This window comes from Streptosporangium longisporum, assembly GCF_039534895.1.
GTDB classification, from domain to species: Bacteria; Actinomycetota; Actinomycetes; order Streptosporangiales; family Streptosporangiaceae; genus Streptosporangium; species Streptosporangium longisporum.
Window position 1 is genome coordinate 25,425 of record NZ_BAAAWD010000008.1, and the last position, 20,735, is coordinate 46,159.

Genomic DNA, 20,735 nt, shown 5'->3' on the forward strand with positions numbered 1-20,735 from the left:
GGCAGATGAGACGCGAGACCTCGCTCCCCCGCGACGGCTGGGAGAGCATCATCGAGAGCCAGGGCCTGGCCTACCATCGCTCGGCCCACCCCGAGGGCCTGGACCGTCCCTACTGGGACGAGTCCGTCCAGTACGTCTTCTCCATGGACGAGGTCCTGGACCTGGAGAACCAGGTCGAGGAACTGCACCGGATGTGCCTGCACGCCGTGGAGCACGTCGTCGCCAAGGGCCGTTACGCCGACTTCGCGCTCCCGGAGTGGGTGGGGCCGGAGATCGCGGCCTCCTGGGAGCGCAACGACCCGCACCTGTTCGGCCGGTTCGACCTGCGCTACGACGGGACCGGTCCGGCCAAGCTGCTGGAGTACAACGCCGACACCCCCACCAGCCTGCTGGAGAGCTCGGTCGTGCAGTGGTTCTGGCTGCGCGACCGCTACCCCGACGACGACCAGTGGAACTCCGTCCACGAGCGTCTCATCGCCCGGTGGCAGCAGATCGCGGCCGGCCTGCCCACCGGGCCGGCGCACTTCGCCTGGACCAACATGGACACCTCCGGCGAGGAGGCGATGACGCTGGCCTACCTTCAGGAGACCGCCGACCAGGCCGGGCTGGCCACCGTCGCGGTCGCCATGGAGGACATCGGCTGGGACGGTCTCAACCTGCGCTTCGTCGACATGGAGCGCAGGGTGATCCGCACCCTGTGCAAGCTGTACCCGTGGGAGTGGGCGATCGCTGACCCGTTCGGCATGCAGGCGGTGCGCCAGCAGGTCTCGATGACCTGGATCGAGCCGCTGTGGAAGATGCTGCTGTCGAACAAGGCGCTGCTCGCGGTGCTCTGGGAGCTGTACCCGGGGCACCCGAACCTGCTGCCCGCCTACCTCGACGGTCCCCGCGGCATGTCCTCGTACATCTCCAAGCCGTTGCTGGGCCGGGAGGGCGCGAACATGCGGATCGTCACCCCCGCCGAGCACCTGGAGACCCGGGGCGGCTACGGCGCCGAGGGTCACGTCCACCAGGAGTTCCAGGCACTTCCCGTCTTCGACGGGTGGCGCCCGGTACTCGGCGCCTGGGTCGTCCATGACGAGGCCGCGGGTCTCGGCATCCGCGAGACCTCGGGGTTCATCACCGACGACACGTCGTCATTCGTCCCGCACCGCATCGAGCTCTGAGTTCCGAAAAGAGATAACGACACATGAGTCCCACTGTCGCGCTGATCCTGACGTCTCCGTCCCCCGCCGGCGCCGAGACGCTCTCGCTCGCCGAGAACCTCGGGCGCGGCGCGCTCGCGATCGCCGCCTACGCCGTCCTGGGGGTGATCCTGCTGGTCATCGGCTTCTACGTGATCGACCTGGCCATCCCGGGCAAGCTCAGCCACCTGATCAAGGATGCCCGCAACCCCAACGCCACCCTGCTCACCAGCTCGGGACTGGCCGCGGTCGGCCTGATCGTCGCGGCCTCCATCTGGTCCTCCGGCGGGGCCCTGCACGAGGGCCTGCTCGCCACCGCGGTCTTCGGCCTGCTCGGCATCGCCATGCAGACGATCGGGATGATCGTCTTCGACAAGGTCGCGGGCATCTCCGTACGGCAGCTGGTCTCCGAGCCGGAACTGCAGCCCGGCGCCCGCCTGCTGGCGGTCACCCACCTGGCCATCGGGCTGATCACCGCCGTCGCGGTCGTCTGAGCCCGGCACCGCGAGCCCGGCCCGTGCCGTTCCCGCCGCACGCGGGGACGGCGGCCGGCCTGCGGGGACCGCGACGGCGCAGCGGCCTACAACGGGGAGGGCCGCGCGTTGTCCGGAACCACGGCCGACGCATCCCGCTCGACCTGGCACCCTTGGTGACGTGAGGGAGCGGAGCAGGCAGGCGGCGGAGCGGATGGCACGGCGGGCGGCGGGACACGGTGACGCCGCGGCCGCGGAGAGCGGCAGGGATCCCGAGTCCGACCGGGTCCGGCAGGACACCACGCGGCGGCTGGAGCGGGCCATGGGCACGCTCGGCACGGCCGCCATGTCCCGGATGGACGACCGGCTGATGTGGTTCCGCGCCCTGTCGGCCGAGGACCGCTCCTGGGTCGGGCTCGTCGCCCAGGCCGGGATCGCCGCGTTCGTGGAGTGGTTCCAGCACGCCGGCGAGGGCCGCCCCACCCCCAGCATCGAGTTCTTCGGCACCGCGCCCCGGGAGCTGAAGCGGTCCATCTCGCTGCAGCAGACCGTCGACATCGTGCGGATCGTGGTCGAGGTGGTCGAGGCGCAGTCCGGGGAGCTGGCCGCGCCCGGCGGGGAGGACCAGCTCCAGCAGGCGATGCTCCGCTACACCCGCGACGTCGCGTTCGCCGCCGCGCAGGTGTACGCCAGGGAGGCCGAGGCGCGGGGGGCCTGGGACGCCCGGCTGGAGGCCCTGATCGTGGACGCCCTGGTCAGGGGGGAGGTCGACGACGGCCTGCACTCCTGGGCCGCGGCGCTCGGCTGGACCTCCGCGCCCGTCGTGGTGCTGGCCGGCCAGACCCCCGGCGACGACCCGCAGGCGGTGATCGACGCGCTGCGCGAGCGGGGCCGCAGGTCGGGGCTGGACATGCTGGCCGGCGTGCAGGGCGACCGGCTGATCGTGATCGTCGGCGGGGCGGACAGCGTCGCCGCGGCGGCCAGGCACGTGGTGCCGCGCTTCGGCCCCGGCCCGATCGTGATCGGTCCCGAGGTGGCCGACCTGCACTCGGCCGCCAGGTCGGCGCGGGCCGCGATGGCCGGGCTGCGGGCCGCGGCCGGGTGGCCGGACGCGCCCCGGCCGGTGCACGCCGAGGACCTGCTGGCCGAGCGGGCCATCGACGGCGACGGCGACGCCAGGGCACAGCTGATCGAGAACGTCTACCTGCCGCTGATCGGCACGCCGCTGCTGGACACCCTGGCCACCTACCTGGAGCAGGGCACGTCCCTGGAGGCGACGGCCCGGCTGCTGTTCGTCCATCCGAACACGGTGCGCTACCGTCTGCGTAAGATCACTGAATTGACCGGGTACCAGCCGACCGAGGGACGCTCCGCCTTCACCCTCCAGGTCGGGCTCATCCTGGGACGGCTGTCCGAAACGACCGTGATCTAGTGGTGTTTAGTTAATCTCCGAGAAAGTCCCGTTGTAGATCCCCTACAAGAAAGTGGGGACAAACTTCGTCCGGATCCCCATCCGGGTAGTGGACTCCTACAGGGCAGGCTGGATTTCGTGCTCGTCATCGTCGCTCCGGGCCAAGGCGCCCAGACCCCAGGATTCCTCGGTCCATGGCTCGAACTCCCGGGGCTGGCCGACCGGCTGACCGCCTGGTCCGATCTGATCGGCCTTGACCTCGTCGCCTACGGGACCACCGCGGACGCGGACGAGATCCGTGACACCGCCGTCGCCCAGCCACTCCTCGTGGCCGCCGGGCTAGCCGTCGCCGAGGTCCTCGGCGCCTCGCCCGACATCGTCGCCGGGCACAGCGTGGGCGAGTTCACCGCCGCCGCGCTGGCCGGGGTGCTCACCCCCGAGCAGGCCCTCGTCCTGGTCCGCGAACGCGGCCGGGCCATGGCCAAGGCCGCGTCCGTCACCGAGACCGGCATGTCCGCCGTGCTGGGCGGGGTCGAGGAGGAGGTGCTCGCGGCCATCGCCGCGGCAGGCCTCACCGCCGCCAACGTCAACGGCGCCGGGCAGATCGTGGCCGGAGGCACGCTGGAGCAGCTGGCCGCGTTCAAGGCCGGGCCGCCCGCCCGGGCCCGGGTCATCCCGCTCGCGGTCGCCGGGGCCTTCCACACCGAGCACATGGCCTCCGCGGTCGACCGGCTGCGCGAGGCCGCCGCCGACCTGGACCCCGCCGACCCGGTCGTGACGCTGCTGTCCAACCGCGACGGCGAGGCGGTCCCCAGCGGCGCGGAGTTCCTGGCGCGCCTGGTCGCCCAGGTCGCCAGCCCGGTGCGCTGGGACGCCTGCATGGCCGGCATGGCGAACCGCGGCGTCACCACCATGATCGAACTCGTCCCCGGCGGCACGCTGACCGGACTGGCCAAGCGTGCTCTGCGCGGGGTGACGGCCGTCGCCCTGAAGACCCCCGACGATCTGGAGGCCGCGCGAGCCGCCCTGGGATCGAATGAGGAGCGGTGATCGACGCATGAAGATCTCCCAGAGCGTGCCGGGCGCGAGGATCCTGGCGTTCGGTCACTACCAGCCCTCCCAGGTGGTCACCAACGACGACCTGTCGGCCACCATGGCGACCGACGACGCCTGGATCCAGAGCCGGGTCGGCATCAAGGAGCGCCGGATCGCCCCGGACGGGGAGTCCGAGATCGACCTGGCCGTGCAGGCCGGAGGCAAGGCCCTGGCCAACAGCGGCCTGTCGGCGGACGACATCGACCTGGTGATCGTCGCCACCTGCACCCTGGAGACGCAGATCCCCAACGCCGCCGGCCGGGTCGCCACCCGGCTGGGCATCGACTCCCCCGGCGCGTTCGACGTCAACACCGCCTGCTCGGGCTTCTGCTACGCCCTCGCGGTCGCCAACGACGCGATCCGCGCGGGCTCGGCCACCCACGTGCTCGTGGTCGGCACCGAGAAGCTCTCGCAGTGGATCGACTGGACCGACCGGGCCACCGCGGTGATCTTCGCCGACGGCGCGGGCGCGGCGGTCGTCGGCCCCTCCGACACCCCGGGGATCGGCCCGGTGGTCTGGGGCAGCGCCGGCGACAAGTACGACGCGATCATCATCAAGGACCGGGACTCCTTCCTGCACCAGGAGGGCCAGACCGTGTTCCGCTGGGCGACCACCGCGCTGCACCCGGTGGCCAGGGAGATCTGCGACCGCGCCGGGGTCGACCCGGCCGACCTGGCCGCGTTCGTGCCGCACCAGGCCAACCTGCGCATCATCGAGACCATCGCCCGCAAGCTCGGCGCCGACAACGCCGTCATCGCCAAGGACATCGTGCTGGCCGGGAACACCTCGGCCGCCTCGATCCCGCTGGCCCTGTCCAGGATGATCGAGCGCGGCGAGGTCCCCTCGGGCGGCCTCGCCCTGCTGCTGGGCTTCGGCGCGGGCCTGACCTACGCGGGCCAGATCATCGAGATCCCCTAGAGCTTCCGCACGGCTCCGCCGTACGGGAAACCAGAAGACGACGAATCAAGGAGAACACCAGACATGGCTCTGACCGAGCAGGAGATCCTCGCCGGCATCGGCAAGATCGTCAACGAGATCACCGGGATCCCGGCCACCGAGGTCACCCCGGAGAAGAGCTTCGTCGACGACCTCGACATCGACTCGCTCTCCATGGTGGAGATCGCCGTCGCCGCCCAGGACGAGTTCGGCGTCGAGATCCCCGACGACCAGCTCAAGCACCTCAAGACCGTCAAGGACGTCATCAACTTCATCCAGAACTGAGACGTCCCGGCATTCCTCTCAGACCAGCGATACACAAGGAGCGCAGACCGTGAGTACAGACCAGGTACGTGTCGTCGTCACCGGGCTCGGCGCGACCACGCCCCTCGGTGGAGACGTCGCCTCGACCTGGTCGGCGCTCCTCGCCGGTCGGTCCGGGGTTCGCACCATCACCGAGGACTGGGTCGACTCCGTCCCGGTGAAGTTCGCCGCCTTCGCGGCCGTCGACCCGACCGAGGTGCTGCCCCGGCCCGAGTCGCGGCGGCTGGACCGGGCCGAGCAGTTCGCGCTGGTCGCGGCCCGCGAGGCCTGGGCACACGCCGCGATCGAGAAGGTCGACCCCGAGCGGCTCGGCGTCGTCGTGGGCAGCGGCATCGGGGGCATCACCACGATCCTCGCCGCCTACGACGTCTTCAAGGAGAAGGGCTGGCAGCGGCTCTCGCCGTACACCGTGCCCATGCTGATGCCGAACGGCGCGGCGGGCTGGATCGGCATCGAGGTCGGCGCCCGCGCCGGCGTCCACGCCACCGTCAGCGCCTGCGCCACCGGCGCCGAGTCGATCGGGTACGCCATCGAGATGATCCGCTCGGGCCGGGCCGACGTGGTCGTGGCGGGCGGCACCGAGGCGGCCATCCACCCGCTGAACATCGGCTCCTTCGCGGCCATGCGCGCCATGTCCACCCGCAACGACGAGCCCGAGCGCGCCTCCCGGCCGTGGGACAAGGGCCGTGACGGCTTCGTCCTGGGCGAGGGGGCGGGCATCGTCGTGCTGGAGTCCGAGGAGCACGCCCGCGCCCGCGGCGCCACGATCTACGGGGTCGCCGCCGGGGTCGGGTACTCGGCCGACGCCCACCACATCGCGCAGCCCGAGCCGAGCGGCGCCGGGGTCATGCTGGCCATGCGCCGTGCCCTGGAGAACTCCGGTCTCACCGGGGCCGACATCAAGCACGTGAACGCGCACGCCACCTCCACCCCCGCGGGCGACGTGGTGGAGACGATCGCGATCAAGGAGGTCATCGGGGACCACCCCCTGGTCAGTGGCACCAAGTCGATGACCGGGCACCTGCTCGGCGGCGCCGGCGGCATCGAGTCCGTCTTCACCGTCCTGGCGCTGCACGAGCGGCGCGCGCCTGGAACGATCAACCTGGACGACCTGGACGACGGCGTCGAGGTCGACATCGTGCGCGGCGAGCCGCGCGCTCTGCCCGGCGGCCAGATCGCCGCGATCAACAACTCCTTCGGGTTCGGCGGGCACGACGTCGCCGTGGCCTTCACCAGCGTCTGACGGGGAGCTCCGACCTCTCCTCCTCCGCGGCGCGAGCCGGGCGGTCCCGGCCCTTGCGGGCCGTCGCCCGGCTCCCGTCGCCCGGGACCCTCGCCGCGGTCACGACGGCGGGGGCGGGAAGGCGGCCCCGGCAACGGCCTATACGGCCTGCACGGGCCTCACGGTCTGCACAGGTCCCGCGGTCTGCGCGGGCCCCAGGGCTCGTACGGGCTTCACGGCCTGCACGGGTCCCGCGGTCTGCACGGGCCTCACCGTCTGCACGGGTCCCGCGGCTCGTACGGGCCGCACGGCCTGCACGGGCCTCGCGTGCCACCGGCCCGGCGCGGGGCCCTGCGGCCCGGCTGCGGCCGGCCGGAACCCCACCACCATCGTGCGGCGGCGCGCCGCGCTTCCCGCCCAGGACCGACGTCCGGGATCTCCATGCTGGAGGTAAGTGATGACCGTGCTCGACGACGGGGTGGTGAGCGAGGACGCCGAGCGGCGGCCCGCCGATCCCCGCGATCCCCAGGTGCGCCTGTCGGCCCTGCTCGACGAGGGGTCGGTGCGGCTGATCTCACCGGTCGACCGGAGCGGCATCCTGGCCGCGACGGGCCGGGTGGAGGGGGTGCCGGTCGTCGCGTTCGTCAGCGACCCCCGCGTCCAGGGCGGCGCGATGGGCAGCGAGGGGTGTGAGCACATCGAGCACGCCTACGACGTCGCGGTCCGCGAGCGGGTCCCGATCATCGGCGTGTGGCACTCCGGTGGCGCCCGCCTGGCCGAGGGCGTCGAGTCGCTGCACGCGGTCGGCCGCGTCTTCGCCGCGATGACCCGCGCCTCCGGGGTGGTCCCGCAGCTGTCGGTGGTCGTCGGCCCGGCCGCCGGTGGCGCCGCGTACGGGCCCGCGCTGACCGACATCGTGATCCTGGCCGACGAGGGCCGCATCTTCGTCACCGGCCCCGACGTGGTCCGCAGCGTCACCGGCGAGCAGATCGACATGGCCGCCCTGGGCGGGCCCGAGCCGCACGGCAGGCGCAGCGGCGTCGTGCACGTCGTCACCAAGACCGAGGCCGACGCCTACCTGCAGGCCCGGCGCCTGGCCGTGCTGCTGGGCCACCAGGGCCGGGTACGGGACGAGGTCGAGGAGGTCGACTTCTCGGGGCTGCTGCCGGAGAACGTGCGCCGCGCCTACGACGTGAAGCCGCTGGTGACGGGCCTGCTCGACGAGCCGGGTGTGGAACTGCACGCCCGTTGGGCGCCCAACGTCGTCACCACGCTGGGCCGGCTGGGAGGCCGGACGGTGGGCGTGGTGGCCAACAACCCGCTGCGGCTGGGCGGCTGCCTCGACTCCACCTCGGCGGAGAAGGCCGCACGGTTCGTCCGGATGTGCGATGCCTTCGGGGTGCCGCTGGTCGTCCTGGTGGACGTGCCCGGCTACCTGCCGGGAGTCGGGCAGGAGCACGACGGCGTGGTGCGGCGCGGCGCCAAGCTGCTGCACGCCTTCGCCGAGGCGTCGGTGCCCAGGATCACGCTGGTGACCCGGAAGGCCTACGGCGGCGCCTACATCGCGATGAACTCCCGGTCGCTGGGCGCGACCAGGGTGTTCGGCTGGCCGACGACCCAGATCGCGGTGATGGGCGCGGTCGCCGCCGTGCGCGTCCTCAAGCGCCGCGAGCTGGCCGCCGCCCCCGAACACGAGCGCGCCGACCTGGAGACCAGGCTCGCCGAGGAGCACGAGATCCAGGCCGGGGGCCTGAAGCGGGCGCTGGAGCTCGGGGTGATCGACGAGGTCATCACCCCCGACCGGACCCGCGGCGCCATCGCCAGGGTGCTGGCCCAGGCGACCCCCGCGCGGGGCGCCCACGGCAACATCCCCCTCTGAGCCGCCCGGACCAGAAGGACCCGGATCGACCGGGACGATTCACATGCTCGACGAGCCCTCGCCGGCCTGACCGGCGGGGGCTCGCCCGTTTCGCACCGAAGCCACAGGACGGTCCGCCCGGAGCCGGGGAGGCGGCCTGTCGGCGAACGCCCTTCCGCCAGGCGCGATGGGAGCGACAGGGGACGGTCAGACGGCGGCGTGCAGCCAGCGCACCGGGGCGCCCTCCCCGGCGTACCGGAAGGACTCCAGCTCGGCGTCCCACTGCTTGCCCAGCATGCGGTCCAGCTCCTCCTCCAGCACCACCCGGCCCTGGCGGGCCATCAACATGGCCGAGCGCAGCCGGTCCTCGGGGATCAGGATGTCCCCGGAGGCGCCGATCACCGCCGTGAAGGCTCCCAGCGAGGGGGTGTAGGCGTGCCGGGACCCGTCGGCACCCGGTGAGGCGTCCTCGGTGACCTCGAAACGTATGCGCTGCCAGCCCATCAGCGACGAGGTGATGGCCGCCGCGGTCCCCACACGGGCCTCCCACTCGGCCTGCGCGCGCACGTGACCGGGCGCGGCGGGCTGTGGAGTCCAGGTCAGGTCTACGGGTACGCCAAGAACGCCTGCGACCGCCCATTCGATATGCGGGCACAGCGCAGGCTGAGTCGAGTGGACGTACAGCACGCCACGAGCAGACACCGGACCTCCCGTTTCGGTACGAGGTGCGCCTTCCCCAACGGCCTCGTTCCAGGATGATCACAAGTGACTGAAGGAGAGACTACCGTCGGTCGCGACCTCGCACCAGAGGGGGGTCATACCGAGATGTTGCGGCGTGGGCACTTGACCGTGACTTTCCCGGGAATGAAGAGAACCCCGCCACTCGGCGATCGTTTCCGGAGGACCAGATGGATACCGGCATCGAACGGGTCGAACCCATCCCCGGTTCGCCCGCTCTGATCAGGAAGGGCCAGCTGCTGACCGACGCCTCGGGCCTGGAGGCCACCGCCCGCTGGGCCGAGGCCGTCACCGAGACCGGCGGGGTCTACCGGGTGCGGCTCTCCCGGGGCGTGGACGTCTGCGACCTGGTGGCGTCGGTACGGGCGCGAGGTGTGCGGGCCTCCCCCAACCACATCGTGACGGGCCAGCCCCTCTACTTCGGCGGACCGGCCTCACGCCCCTTTCCCCGCGCCGCCCTCCCGGCGCCCGGACCCGCCCCGGACGGGCCGGGGACGGGCTCCGTGACCGTGGCCCTGCCCGACACCGGCCTGACCGAGCACCCCTGGTGGGAACGGAGCCCGTGGTTCCTGGGACGCGGGCGGGAGACCGACGAGGTGACCGACGGTGACGGCGACGGCCTGCCGGACCCGCAGGCCGGGCACGGCACGTTCATCGCCGGGCTGATCCTGCGGTCGGCCCCGGGGGCGCGCCTGCGGCCGATCCGGATGCTGGACGGCCACGGCATCGGCGACGAGGCCGGGCTGCTGCACGTCCTGGGCCGGCTCAGGGCCGACCCGCCCGGCGTGCTCAACCTCTCCTTCGGTACGCACACCTTCGACGACGGCCCCTCCCCGCTGGTGGAGGCCGCACTGGAGGACCTGGCCGGCAGCCCGGCCGGCACGGTCACGGTGGCGTGCGCGGGCAACACCGCCTCCGACCGCCCCTTCTGGCCGGCCGCCTCACCCGGGGTGATCGCCGTCGCGGCGCTGGACGCGACCGGGCAGGCCAGGGCGCCGTTCTCCGGCCACGGCCCCTGGGTGGACGCCTGTACTCCGGGAGAGTGGCTGTCGAGCGCCTTCCTGGACCACCCGCCCTTCGACGGCTACGCCCGCTGGAGCGGGACCTCCTTCGCCACCGCCCTGGTGAGCGGGGCGATCGCCGCGGCGGCCGTGGAACGCTCCCCCCGGCAGGCCGCCGAGCACCTGCTGGAGGGCACGGCGTGCCGGCGGATTCCGGATTCCGGTGTGGTCGTGCCCATGCCCGGCTAAAGTCTCACCCGAAGTCATCACTCGAACACTATGCGTGTTCTACGTGACCCTGGAGACGCCGGTGAGGGACCAGCACGCGACCGACGACGTCCTGGCGGGCGGCCAGGAGGCCTGGGACGCCCTGGTCACCCGGTTCAGCGGTCCCCTCTGGTCGGCCGTGCGCGCCTACGACCTGGGCCCGGCCGACGCCGCCGACGCGGTCCAGGGCACCTGGCTGAGGTTGCTGGAGAGCCTGCACACCATCCGTGACCCGGACCGCCTCGGGTACTGGCTGCTGACCACGGCCAAGCGCGAGGCGTCCCTGCTGAGCCGCAGGCACCGGGCCGAACGGCCGGTGGCCGAGCATCCGGACGACGGGCTCCCGCTCACCGCGCCGGACGGCACCGCCCACGCCGACCCGGCGCTGGCCGTGCTCACCGCCGACGAGGGCCGCCGCCTGTGGCAGGCCGTCGACGAGATGCACGAGCCGTGCCGTTCGCTGTTCCGGCTGATGGCCTCGGCCCCCGACGCGGGCGTCCACCAGCTGGCCGGGCGCCTGGGCATGCCCGCCGGCAGCTACGGCCCCACCCGGGGCCGCTGCCTGAACCGTCTGCGCACCATGCTCACCGCCCGGGAGGCGACACCGTGACGCGGCATCCCACGCCGATCGACGACGAGTCCCTGATCGCCGCCCTGCGCCTGGCCTCGGGCAGCGATCCGGTGCCCGAGCGGGTGACGGCCGCGGCCCGCGCGACCTTCGGCCTGCGGCTGCCCGGCGCCGCGACGGCCCGCCCGGCCGTCACGCCCGCGCCGCGCGGGGTGCGGTCCGCCGAGCGTCCGCGGCTGCTGAGGTTCACCGCGGCCGGGCTCACCGTGGAGCTGGAGGTCGGCTCCCTGGACGGCCTGGTCGATCTGGCGGGCCAGATCTCCCCCTGCCCCGAACAGGGCGCTCTGGTGGAGATCCGCACACTGCACCTGACCGAGTCGCGTACGCCGTCCCCGGCGGGCCGGTTCGCGGTCACCGGCCTGCCGCCGGGCTGGTTCAGCGTGGTCTGCCACCTGCCCGGCCGCGCACCGGTGGTCACCAGCTGGACCCGGATCCGCCCGTAGGTGGGCCCCGACGAGACGCCCGCCGCGGCCGATCAGCGGACGGCCGTCGCAGGGCACATGGCCGGTCACCACAGGCCCGCGCCGGGGCGCAGGGCCGATCACGAGACCCGCGCCGCCGACCGCGTGGCCGACGGTGAGGCGCTCGCCGCGGCCGAGCGCGCGGTCGACCTCTCGGGCAGCGACCCGGCCGGCGCGCTCGCCCTCGCCCATGCCGTGCTCGCCTCGCTTCCGGACCTCTGCCCGGGTCGCCCGGGAACGGCCGGCCCGGACGAGCCGGGCAGGCCGGCCGGGCCGGACGGATCGGACGATCCGGACGGGCCCGGAACGCGGGTCGGGGGCTGCCCGCACTGCGAGGCCGAGGCGGTGGCGCACCGGGCGCTCGCCGTGGCCGCGCGCGAGCTGGGTGACCTGCCGTTCGCCGAGGAACGGCTGCGCCGGGCCGTACGGGTGGCCCTGGCGGCGGGCCTGACGCACCGGGCGGCCCAGGCCCGGCTCTCACTGGTCCACGTCCGCACCGAACTGGGCCACCCGGAGCAGGCGCTGGCCGTCGCCGCCGATGCCGAGCCCGGCCTGACCGGTGCCGAGCTGGGCAAGCTCGGGGTGCACCGCGCGGTGGCGCTGGCGCGGCTCGGCCGCTACCGGGAGGCCGTCGCCCACTGCGACCGGGCCGTGGCCGTCCTCGGCGACGACGTCAGGTTCCTGGCCGGCGCGATGCTCAACCGCGGGCTCGCCCGCGTGTTCCTCCGTGAGTTCGCCGCCGCCGAGGCCGACCTGAGCCGGTGCGCGGAACTGGCGCGGGACGCGGGCCTGGAGCACCTGCTCGCCCTCGCCGAGGGCAACCTGCCGTTCCTGGCCGCGCGGCGCGGCGACCTGCCGGCCGCGTTCACCGCCTACCGGCGCGCCGAGGCCCTGCTGCTCGGCTACCCGGAGCGGCTCGCGACGGTCCGCTGCGACCTGGCCGAGGCGCTGGTCGCCGCCCACCTGCCCGGCGAGGCGCGGGTGCTGCTGGAGGCGGCCGTCCCCGAGCTGGTCGCGGCCGGTGCCGGGGTGGCCCTGGCGGAGGCCCGGTTGCTGCTCGCCAGGGTGGAGCTGCGCACCGGCGATCCGCGCGGGGCCGCCGAGAGCGCCGGGGCCGCCGCCCGCGAGCTGTCCGCGCAGGGCCGGACGGTCCTGGTGCCGCTCGCCACCGAGATCGCACTGCGGGCCCGGCTCGCCCTGGGCCCGCCCTCGCCGGACCTGCCCGGGGAGATGCTCCGCTGCGCGGACGAGCTGGGCTCCGCGGGGCACGACGACGCCTCGGCGGCGCTCAGGCTCACCGCGGCGGAGGTCTCGCTGCGGCTGGGCGACCGGACGGCCGCCGAGGAGCGGCTGGCGCCACTGGCCCGCGCGGGCCACGGGGTGGTCGCCCACCAGGCGACGGCGCTGCGCCACGCCCTGGCGGGTGACCGGCGGGGGGCGTTCGCCGCGGTGCTGGCCGGTCTGGCCGAGGTGGGGGCGGACACCAGGGCACTGGAGGACCCGATGCTGCGCGCGCACGCGGTCAGGGCCGGTGAGCCGCTGGCCGCGTTCGGGCTTGAGCTGGCCCTGCGGACCGGCCACGCCCGCGCGGTCCTGGCCTGGGCCGAGCGGTGGCGGGCGGTCACCGGCGGCTCCGGCCGGCCGCTCGCACCGGGCCTGGCCGCGCTGCGGGCGGGGCTGGGACGGACGTCGCTGGTGGAGTTCGTCCGCCACCGGGGCGAGCTCGTCGCCGTCGCGGTCACCCGGGACCGGCTGGCGCTGCGCCGCCTCGGGCCGTTCGCGGCCGTCGCCGAGGCCACCGTCCGCCTCCGCTACGGGCTGCGCAGGACGCACCTGCGCGACGGCCGGGCCGTACTCTCCGGTACGGAGGGGGCCGACGCCGCCGAGCTGGAGCGCCTGCTGCTGCGGCCGCTGCGCGACCTGCTCGGCGACCGGCCGCTGGTGGTCGTCCCGACCGGGCCCCTGCACACCCTGCCCTGGCCGCTGCTGCCGTCGAACGCCGGCCGGCCGGTGACCGTGGCGGCCAGCGCCGCCGCCTGGCTCACCGCGCGCGGCGAGTCAGGCACGGGTGACGGGCGGAAAGAACACGGCGAGCGGGGCACGGGTGAAGGGCGGAAAGAATGCGGGGAGCCGGGCACGGAGAACGGGCGGGACGGGCCCGGGGAGGCGGGCGGAGGAGACGGGCGGCACGGGCGCGTCGTGGCGGTGGCCGGTCCCGGTCTGCGGTGCGCCGGGGCCGAGGCCGCCATGGTCGGCGACCGCCATCCGGGGACGGAACGGGTGGCGGCGCGCCGGGCGGACGTGCTGGCCGCGCTGGAGCGGGCGGACGTGGCGCACCTGGCCGCGCACGGGATGTTCTCCCCCCGCGGGCCGCTGCTGTCGAGCATCGACCTCGACGACGGCCCGCTGATGGCGTACGACCTGCTGCGGTTGCGCACCCCGCCCGCCCTGGTGGTGCTGTCGGCCTGCGACGCGGGGATGGCCCACGCGCCGGCCGACGGGGCGCCGCTGGGGCTGGCCGGCACGTTCCTGTCGCTGGGGTCGCGGTGCGTGGTCGCCAGCCTGGTGCCGGTCCGCGACACCGAGACGCTGACGCTGATGACGGCCTTCCACACCGCGCTGGCCGCCGGTGACCCGCCCGCGCGGGCGCTGGCCGTGGCGAGCGCGACGTCGGGCGTGGCGGGCTTCGTCTGCTTCGGGTACGGGGATCAGCCGGTGGCGACCGGCCGCGCCGGGTCGGTCACCCAGTCCGACCACGACCCCACGTAGAGCGCGGCCGGCACGCCGGCCACCTCCAGGGCCAGCACCTGGTGCGCCGCGGTCACGCCGGAGCCGCAGTAGGCGCCCACCTCCACGCCGGGCACGACGCCCAGGGTGTTGAACCGTTCCCGCAGGAAGGCGGGCCGGTGGAAACGACCCGAGGGCTCGACGTTCCCGGCGGTGGGGGCGCTGACCGCGTCCGGGATGTGCCCGGCGACCGGGTCGATCGGCTCGACCTCGCCGCGGTACCGTTCGGCGGCGCGGGCGTCCAGCAGGACCCCGTCCGCGGCGAGCCGGGCGGCCTGGCCGGCGTCGAGCACCGGCATGCCGCCGGGCCGGGCCTCGAAGTCGCCGGGCTCGGGGACGGGCTCCTCGGTGGAGAGCGGCGATCCCGCGGCGACCCAGGCGCGCAGGCCGCCGTCGAGGACGCGGACGTCGGGGTGGCCGAAGTGGCGCAGCGTCCACCAGGCGCGGGCCGCGGCGGTGGAGTCGGCCTCGTCGTAGACGACGACGGGACGGGAGCCGGACACGCCGAGCCGCCGCATCGCCTGCTGGAAGGAGGCGGCCGAGGGCAGCGGGTGGCGGCCCCCGGGCGTCCCGGTCTCCAGCACGGGCGGACCGGCGAGGTCGGTCTCCAGGTCGCAGAAGACCGCGCCGGGGACGTGCCCGGCGCGGTAGTCGTCGACGCCGGCGGCACCGGGCGCGCCGCCGAGCCTCCAGCGCACGTCCAGGACGGTCGCGCCGGACAGGCCGGCCAGCTCCGCGGCGGTGATCAGCGGGCTCATCGGGTGCTCACCTCCAGGAGGGGGACGTGCTGTTCGGCGGGGGTCAGCGAGCCGTGGCAGCCGACGAAGGCCGCCTCCTTCGGCTCGGTCGCCGTGGAGACGATGGCGCAGTCCGTGTACGGGACGGCCAGCACGTCACCGATCCTGGGCAGCCACTCGGGGCGGATCCTCGGGCCGAACCAGCCCGAGTCGACCGCCTCGGTCCGGGAGGCCACCCACGCCTTCCCGGCGAGGGTCTCACGCCAGGCGTCCAGGACCGCCGGGGACGCGCCGGGGGCGGTGTAGACGTGGCGGGCCCTGGCCTCACCGCCGAGCAGGGCGACGCCCTCGCGGAGCGCGGGCAGGGCGTCGACGTCGATCCGCTCGTCGATGTTGACCATGCCGTGGTCGGCGGTGACGTACATCGCCGAGCCGGGCGGGAGCGTCTCGGCGAGCCGCTCGGCCATCCGGTCCACCAGGGCGAGCTGGTCGAGCCATTCCGCGGAGCCCCAGCCGGTCAGGTGGCCGATGGAGTCGAGGTCGCCGTAGTAGACCGTGACGTGGGCGCGGGGCTCGGCCAGCGCGCGGCGTACCCCGGCGATCCGCTCGTCGACCTCGTCGGCCCCGGTGAAGCGGACCCCTCGGTAGACCGCCCGGTTCAGGCCGGTGGTCTCGAACTTGGCCGGGCCGACGTAGCCGACCGAGACGCCCGCCGCGGCGGCGCGCTGGTAGACCGTCGGGGCCGGCTGCCACTCGCCGGGATCGATCGGAGGGCCAGGGGCGGTCCAGCGCAGGCAGTTGAACAGGTGACCGGTTCCGGGAACGGCCAGCTGGCAGCCGAGCATGCCGTGCTCGCCCGGCGCCAGGCCGGTGCCGAGGCTGCTCAGGCTGGTCACGGTCGTGGCGGGAAAGCCCGCGGTGAGCGTCCTGCCCGCCCGCGACGACAGGAAAGGCGCGACCTGCGGGTGAGCGCGGAGCAGCTCGGCGCCCATGCCGTCCACCAGGAAGAGCAGGACCCGCTCGGCCGGGGCGAGCTCCAGCGGGTTGTCGTCGTCCATCCCGACCACGGCGAGCAGCGAGCGGGACAGGTCCGCGAGCGAGGCCGTCCCGTACGCCGGGATGAGCGGGTTCACGAGGCGGTACGGGCCGTGGCCTCCGACAGTGCCTTGGCGAACGCCAGCACGTGGGAGACGGCCTCTGGTCCGTCGGCCGCCTCGCTCACCCGCAGGGAGAGGTCGTCGGCCGTGATGGCGCCGGTGTATCCGTGATCGGCCTCGCAGTTGTCGTCGCCGCAGGTCGCCGGCTCCAGGTCGACGTGGGAGATGGCCCCCCAGCCGATGGTCAGCGTGACCTCGGTGGGCGGCACGCCCGGCACGTAGGAGGCGGGGTCGGGGACGACCCGGGTGACCGCGACCGACTGGATCCGGCTGAGGCGTACCGCTTCGGTGGTGGTGGAGGCGTGGGACGCCGACACCCCCTCCACGGGCGGGTGCTCGTCGGTGTGGCAGACGAGCAGCCGGGTGGGTGAGAGCACCAGCACGGTGACGTGCCTTCGCACCTCCATGGCCGGGTCGAAGGTGGCCTCGTGGTGCACGACGTAGGCGTCCACCTGCTCCTTGCCGAGCGCGGACTCGACCGCGTCGGTGACCAGGTCGGGATAGTAGCCACTGCGGTCGATGGCGTCGCGCAGGCCGGCGGACGGGAGTCGGGTTTCCCTCATGGGTCCATCCTGCCCTGTCCGGGGCGGCGCTTTCACCGGGAGCGGGTGACCTTCACCGGGTGGTGCAAATCGTGATCCGGCCCGGCGGGCCTCCCCGGGGCCGTGGAGATCCCCGTCCGAAGGGGGCCGGTGCCGCCGTGGCCCGTCCCTGCCGTGACTTTTCCATCCGGCCGGTTTGACGTGATCTTTTAACGGTTACCGGGAGCGGTGGCGGCCCCGCGTGCCGTCCCGGGCCCGACGACGGCCGGTCCGTCGCGTTCGCCCCGCTTCATCCGCGGAACGCCTGTCCCCCCGGTGGGAGAGATGCCTCTGGCCGCCCCCCGAGGTGACGGTGTCCCCCGAACCAGAGGACGAGAGATGACCGATGACCGTCCGGGTCCGCGCCACCGCTCCGGAAGCACGCCCGGGAGCATGTCCGGGAGTACGTCCGGGACGACACCGCGAGGCGGCCTCACGTGTCCCGTGCGCCTCTCGCGTCCCGGTGGCGCCACGGGTCCCGCCGGGTCCGCGCGTCCTGGCGGGGCGCCGTGGCTCACGGGGGCCCTGCGGCTGGCCGGGCTGGTGCTCGCCGCGACGGGCGTGGCGGGCGTGGTGGGTATGGCCGCAGGGGTGAGCCCGGCGATGGCGATGGGCACGACGGGAGCGACGGGCGTCGTGGCGGGGACGGCGGACGCGACGGACGTGACGGGCGCGGTCGGGGTGGCGGGCGCCGTGTCCCCCGTCTCCTGGGAGGGCCTCTCCGGGGACCTGGTCCTGACCACCGTTCACGACGGCCCGTTCGAGGCGGGCGGCACCGGGGTCTTCTCCGTCGACGTCACGGCGGGACGCCTCTCCCCGGGCATCACCCGCCCGACCGGGGTCACCTACCACTTCCCGGAGGGCCTGACCCCGGTGCGGGCGCGGGGCACGGGCTGGACCTGCCGCATCACGGACCGGCGCCTGGGCTGCGGCACGACCGGCCGGGCCGGTCCGGGGTTCCAGCTTCCCCGGATCACGGTCGAGGTGGCCGTGGCACCGGACGCCTCGGGCACGCTGACCGCCACCGGCAGGGCCGTCCAGAGCGGGCCGCCCCCGGGGACCGGCCTCACCCCCGCGTCCGGCGCCTTCTCCGGCACCTTGTCCGGCGGCGCGTTCGGCGGCCCGGCCGTCGCCGTGTCCGCAGGCCCGGCCGGCACCGTGTCCGGCACGGTGGCCTGCAGCGTCCAGGTCCTGCCCGCCGGGACGTCGTGACGCGGTCCCGGCGGACGGGTCAGCCCAGCCTGCGGGGACCGTCGTCGGGACGCGGGCCCCGGTGGCTGCGGAGCACGGCGCGGGCGCCCAGCACGATCACCTCGCCCTCCCCCACCAGCACCGGGTCCAGGGTCAGCCGCGCCACCTCCGGAAGGTCGTCCGCCAGCCGCCCGAGGCGGATCAGCAGCTCCTCCAGCGCCTCCACCGCGACGGGCGGGTAGCCGTACTCGCCGAGCAGCAGGGGCGCGGCGCGCGGCGACCGCACGAGGGCCGCCGCGTCCTCGCGGGTCAGCGGGGCCAGCCGGTACGCCTCGTCGTGGAGCAGCCGGGCGGTGACCTCGCCAAGCCCGAAGGAGACCACCGCGCCGAAGGCGGGGTCCTCCATCACACCGGCCACGGTCGGTACCGCCGGCTGGGGCGCCATCCGCTGCACCGCGAGCACCGACTCCGGTTCGAGCTGGCGCGTCAGGTCGGCGTAGGCGTCGCGCACCCCGTCGGGACCGGCCAGCCCCAGGCGTACGGTCCCGGCGCGTTTGGCCGCCTCGGGGCCGGCGGCCTTCAGCACGACCGGCCAGCCGAGCCTCTCGGCGGCGTCGACGGCCTCTTGCGGCGACCCCACCGTCTGTGACGGCCAGACCTCCACCCCGTAGCAGGCCAGCAGCTCCGAGGCGTCGATCTCGGCCGGGGCCTCACCCAGCGCGGCGTGCACGAGCTCCCGGGCCGCGACGGTGTCGACGCCCTCGGGCTCCTCGAACACCCCCGCCGGTTGCTCCAGCCAGCGCGCGTGCCGCACCGCGTGGGCGAGCGCGCGCACCGCCTCCTCCGGCGCCGCGTACGAAGGGATCGAGCCCCGCTCGGGGACGGCGCCGACCCGCAGCCCCTCCAGCATGCCGATCTTGCCCTCGAACGTGGCCAGCACCGGCTTTCCGCAGCCGCGCGAGACCCGCAGCAGCTCGGCCGCGACCTGCGCGGCGTTGCCGGGGATGGGCGGCATGTAGATCGCGACCACCGCGTCCACCTCGGGAAGCACCGAGGCCAGGGCCTCGCCGAACTCCGCGGCGCAGCCCCGCGCGCCCAGGTTGACCGGCGGCAGCGGTTCCAGGCCCATCCGGACGCAGGCGTCGGCCGCCAGCAGCGCCATCGCGTCGGAGTTGCTGACCAGGCCGACCCTGGGCCCGGTGGGCAGCGGCTGGTAGGCCAGCAGCTGCGCCACGTCGAACTGCTGGATCAGGTCGTCGACCCTGATCACGCCGGCCTGCTCGAACAGGGCACTGAGCGCGGTGTCGGGCAGGCCGAGGACGGGGGCCGCGTGGCCGGAGGGGACGCCCTGGGTGGTGCCGCCGCTCTTGACGACGACGATCGGCTTGCGGCGCGAGATGCGCCGTGCCAGGCGCGCGAACTTGCGGGGGTTTCCCAGCGACTCCAGGTAGAGCAGGATCACGTCGGTGTTCGGGTCCTCCTCCCAGTACTGCAGCAGGTCGTTGCCGGACACGTCGGCCCGGTTGCCCGCGGAGACGAACGAGGAGATGCCCATGCCCCGCTGCGCCACCCGCTGCAGCAGCGCGGTGCCCAGGGCACCCGACTGGCTGAAGAAACCGACCCGGCCCCGCCCGGGGACGGTGGCGGCCAGGGTGGCGTTCAGCCGTACGGCAGGATCGGTGTTGGCGATGCCCAGGCAGTTGGGGCCGACGACCCGCAGGCCGTAGGCGCGGGCGATGCGCACCAGCTCGTCCTGCCGGGCCCGTCCCTCCGGACCGGTCTCGCCGAACCCGGAGGAGACCACGATCAGCCCGCGCACGCCCTTCTCCGCGCACTCCTTGACCACGTCGATGACCCCGTCGGCGGGTACGGCGAGCACGGCGAGGTCCACCTCCCCGTCGATGGCCGTCACGCTCGGGTAGGCCCGTACCCCCGCCACGGCCCGTGCCTCGCGGTGCACGGGGTAGACCGGCCCGGTGAAGTCGGCGCCGAGCAGGTTGCGCAGCACGGTCTGGCCGACGCCGCCCGGCTCGCGCCCGGCTCCCACGACGGCAACCGAGCCCGGTGAGAGCAGCCGCTCGATCGAGCGGGACTCGGCGCGGTGCTCGCGGGAGGTGGTCACCTCCTGGGCGGTCTCGGTCGGGGTGAGGTCGAGGGTCATCCGGACCACGCCGTCGGCGAAGCGGCTCTGCGCGGTGTAGCCGGCCTGCTTGAGCACCCCCATCATCTTCTGGTTGGCGGGCAGCACGTCGGCGACGAAGCGGCCGATCCCGTGTTCCCTGGCGGTCGCGGCCAGGTGCTCCAGGAGCACCGAGGCGACCCCGCGGCCCTGGTGGGCGTCCTCGACGAGGAAGGCGACCTCGGCCTCGCCGGGTTCGATCCGGTCGTAGCGGATGACCGCCACCATCTCGGTGCCGATCGTGGCGATCAGCGCCACCCGGTCCACGTAGTCGACGTTGGTGAACCAGGTGATCTCCCGGTCCGACAACCGCGGCCGGGGGCCGAAGAAGCGGAAGTAGATCGACTCGTCGGACAGCCGGCCGTAGAAGGAACGCAACCGGTCGGCGTCGGCGGGCCGAATCGGGCGTACGTGGGCGGTGCCGCCGTCCGACAGGACGACGTCCGCCTCCCAGTGAGCGGGATACTGAGCAGCCTCCACAGTCCCGAGAGTAGACGTGCATCC

18 protein-coding genes are annotated in these 20,735 nt (G+C 74.3%); 13 read left to right on the top strand and 5 right to left on the bottom strand.

Features of this window, described 5'->3' with window-relative positions:
* Positions 1 to 5 precede the first annotated feature (5 nt).
* The 8 genes from ABD832_RS17620 to ABD832_RS17655 all read left to right on the top strand — a co-directional run bounded on the left by ABD832_RS17620 (position 6) and on the right by ABD832_RS17655 (position 8,525).
* Positions 6 to 1,166: a glutathionylspermidine synthase family protein gene (locus ABD832_RS17620; RefSeq protein WP_344896112.1), complete on the top strand. Its 1,161-nt coding sequence runs from the start codon at positions 6 to 8 to the stop codon at positions 1,164 to 1,166.
* A 23-nt stretch (positions 1,167 to 1,189) separates the two neighbouring features.
* Complete coding sequence (locus tag ABD832_RS17625; protein WP_344896115.1) at positions 1,190 to 1,678, top strand: DUF350 domain-containing protein; 489 nt, start codon at positions 1,190 to 1,192, stop codon at positions 1,676 to 1,678.
* A gap of 193 nt (positions 1,679 to 1,871) precedes the next feature.
* On the top strand, positions 1,872 to 3,089 hold the full coding sequence (locus ABD832_RS17630) for a PucR family transcriptional regulator (protein WP_399187168.1): 1,218 nt from the start codon (positions 1,872 to 1,874) through the stop codon (positions 3,087 to 3,089).
* A gap of 117 nt (positions 3,090 to 3,206) precedes the next feature.
* On the top strand, positions 3,207 to 4,118 hold the full coding sequence (locus ABD832_RS17635; RefSeq protein WP_344896118.1) for an ACP S-malonyltransferase: 912 nt from the start codon (positions 3,207 to 3,209) through the stop codon (positions 4,116 to 4,118).
* Positions 4,119 to 4,125: 7 nt separating this feature from the next.
* Entirely contained in the window at positions 4,126 to 5,082 is a 957-nt protein-coding gene (locus ABD832_RS17640; RefSeq protein WP_344896121.1) for a beta-ketoacyl-ACP synthase III, read from the top strand.
* A 63-nt stretch (positions 5,083 to 5,145) separates the two neighbouring features.
* Positions 5,146 to 5,385 (top strand): acyl carrier protein, encoded by a 240-nt coding sequence (locus ABD832_RS17645; protein WP_344896124.1) that lies wholly within the window; start codon positions 5,146 to 5,148, stop codon positions 5,383 to 5,385.
* Between the two features lie 49 nt (positions 5,386 to 5,434).
* Positions 5,435 to 6,667: a beta-ketoacyl-ACP synthase II gene (gene fabF / locus ABD832_RS17650; RefSeq protein ID WP_344896127.1), complete on the top strand. Its 1,233-nt coding sequence runs from the start codon at positions 5,435 to 5,437 to the stop codon at positions 6,665 to 6,667.
* Positions 6,668 to 7,103: 436 nt separating this feature from the next.
* Positions 7,104 to 8,525, top strand: a complete 1,422-nt coding sequence (locus tag ABD832_RS17655; protein WP_344896130.1) for an acyl-CoA carboxylase subunit beta — start codon at positions 7,104 to 7,106, stop codon at positions 8,523 to 8,525.
* 186 nt (positions 8,526 to 8,711) lie between these two features.
* Here ABD832_RS17655 and ABD832_RS17660 read toward each other — a convergent pair whose 3' ends face one another.
* A complete protein-coding gene (locus ABD832_RS17660; protein ID WP_344896133.1) occupies positions 8,712 to 9,206 on the bottom strand; it encodes a DUF3145 domain-containing protein in 495 nt (164 codons plus the stop codon).
* A gap of 206 nt (positions 9,207 to 9,412) precedes the next feature.
* On the opposite strand from ABD832_RS17660, the gene ABD832_RS17665 reads away from it, so the two are divergent.
* The 4 genes from ABD832_RS17665 to ABD832_RS17680 are packed head-to-tail and all read left to right on the top strand — an operon-like array spanning position 9,413 to position 14,368.
* On the top strand, positions 9,413 to 10,492 hold the full coding sequence (locus ABD832_RS17665; protein WP_344896136.1) for a S8 family peptidase: 1,080 nt from the start codon (positions 9,413 to 9,415) through the stop codon (positions 10,490 to 10,492).
* Between the two features lie 34 nt (positions 10,493 to 10,526).
* A complete protein-coding gene (locus tag ABD832_RS17670; protein ID WP_344896139.1) occupies positions 10,527 to 11,120 on the top strand; it encodes an RNA polymerase sigma factor in 594 nt (197 codons plus the stop codon).
* On the top strand, positions 11,117 to 11,581 hold the full coding sequence (locus ABD832_RS17675; protein WP_344896142.1) for a hypothetical protein: 465 nt from the start codon (positions 11,117 to 11,119) through the stop codon (positions 11,579 to 11,581). The genes ABD832_RS17670 and ABD832_RS17675 overlap by 4 nt, the downstream gene beginning before the upstream one ends.
* A complete protein-coding gene (locus tag ABD832_RS17680) occupies positions 11,582 to 14,368 on the top strand; it encodes a CHAT domain-containing protein (RefSeq protein ID WP_344896145.1) in 2,787 nt (928 codons plus the stop codon).
* On the opposite strand, the gene ABD832_RS17685 is transcribed toward ABD832_RS17680, so the two are convergent.
* From ABD832_RS17685 to ABD832_RS17695, 3 genes are read right to left on the bottom strand one after another with little or no spacing between them, the layout of a single operon-like run.
* The gene (locus ABD832_RS17685) at positions 14,308 to 15,144 is read right to left on the bottom strand and encodes a sulfurtransferase (RefSeq protein ID WP_344896148.1); all 837 of its coding nucleotides are present in this window, start codon (positions 15,142 to 15,144) and stop codon (positions 14,308 to 14,310) included. The genes ABD832_RS17680 and ABD832_RS17685 overlap by 61 nt on opposite strands.
* A complete protein-coding gene (locus ABD832_RS17690; protein ID WP_344896151.1) occupies positions 15,141 to 16,256 on the bottom strand; it encodes an alkaline phosphatase family protein in 1,116 nt (371 codons plus the stop codon). The genes ABD832_RS17685 and ABD832_RS17690 overlap by 4 nt, the downstream gene beginning before the upstream one ends.
* On the bottom strand, positions 16,253 to 16,843 hold the full coding sequence (locus ABD832_RS17695; protein WP_344896154.1) for a DUF5998 family protein: 591 nt from the start codon (positions 16,841 to 16,843) through the stop codon (positions 16,253 to 16,255). Before ABD832_RS17695 ends, ABD832_RS17690 begins: the two co-directional genes overlap by 4 nt.
* A 462-nt stretch (positions 16,844 to 17,305) precedes the next feature.
* On the opposite strand from ABD832_RS17695, the gene ABD832_RS17700 reads away from it, so the two are divergent.
* Positions 17,306 to 18,073, top strand: coding sequence for a hypothetical protein (locus ABD832_RS17700; protein ID WP_344896157.1), 768 nt, complete (start codon positions 17,306 to 17,308; stop codon positions 18,071 to 18,073).
* A 19-nt stretch (positions 18,074 to 18,092) separates the two neighbouring features.
* On the opposite strand, the gene ABD832_RS17705 is transcribed toward ABD832_RS17700, so the two are convergent.
* Entirely contained in the window at positions 18,093 to 20,711 is a 2,619-nt protein-coding gene (locus tag ABD832_RS17705; protein ID WP_344896160.1) for a bifunctional acetate--CoA ligase family protein/GNAT family N-acetyltransferase, read from the bottom strand.
* Between the last annotated feature and the right edge of the window lie 24 nt (positions 20,712 to 20,735).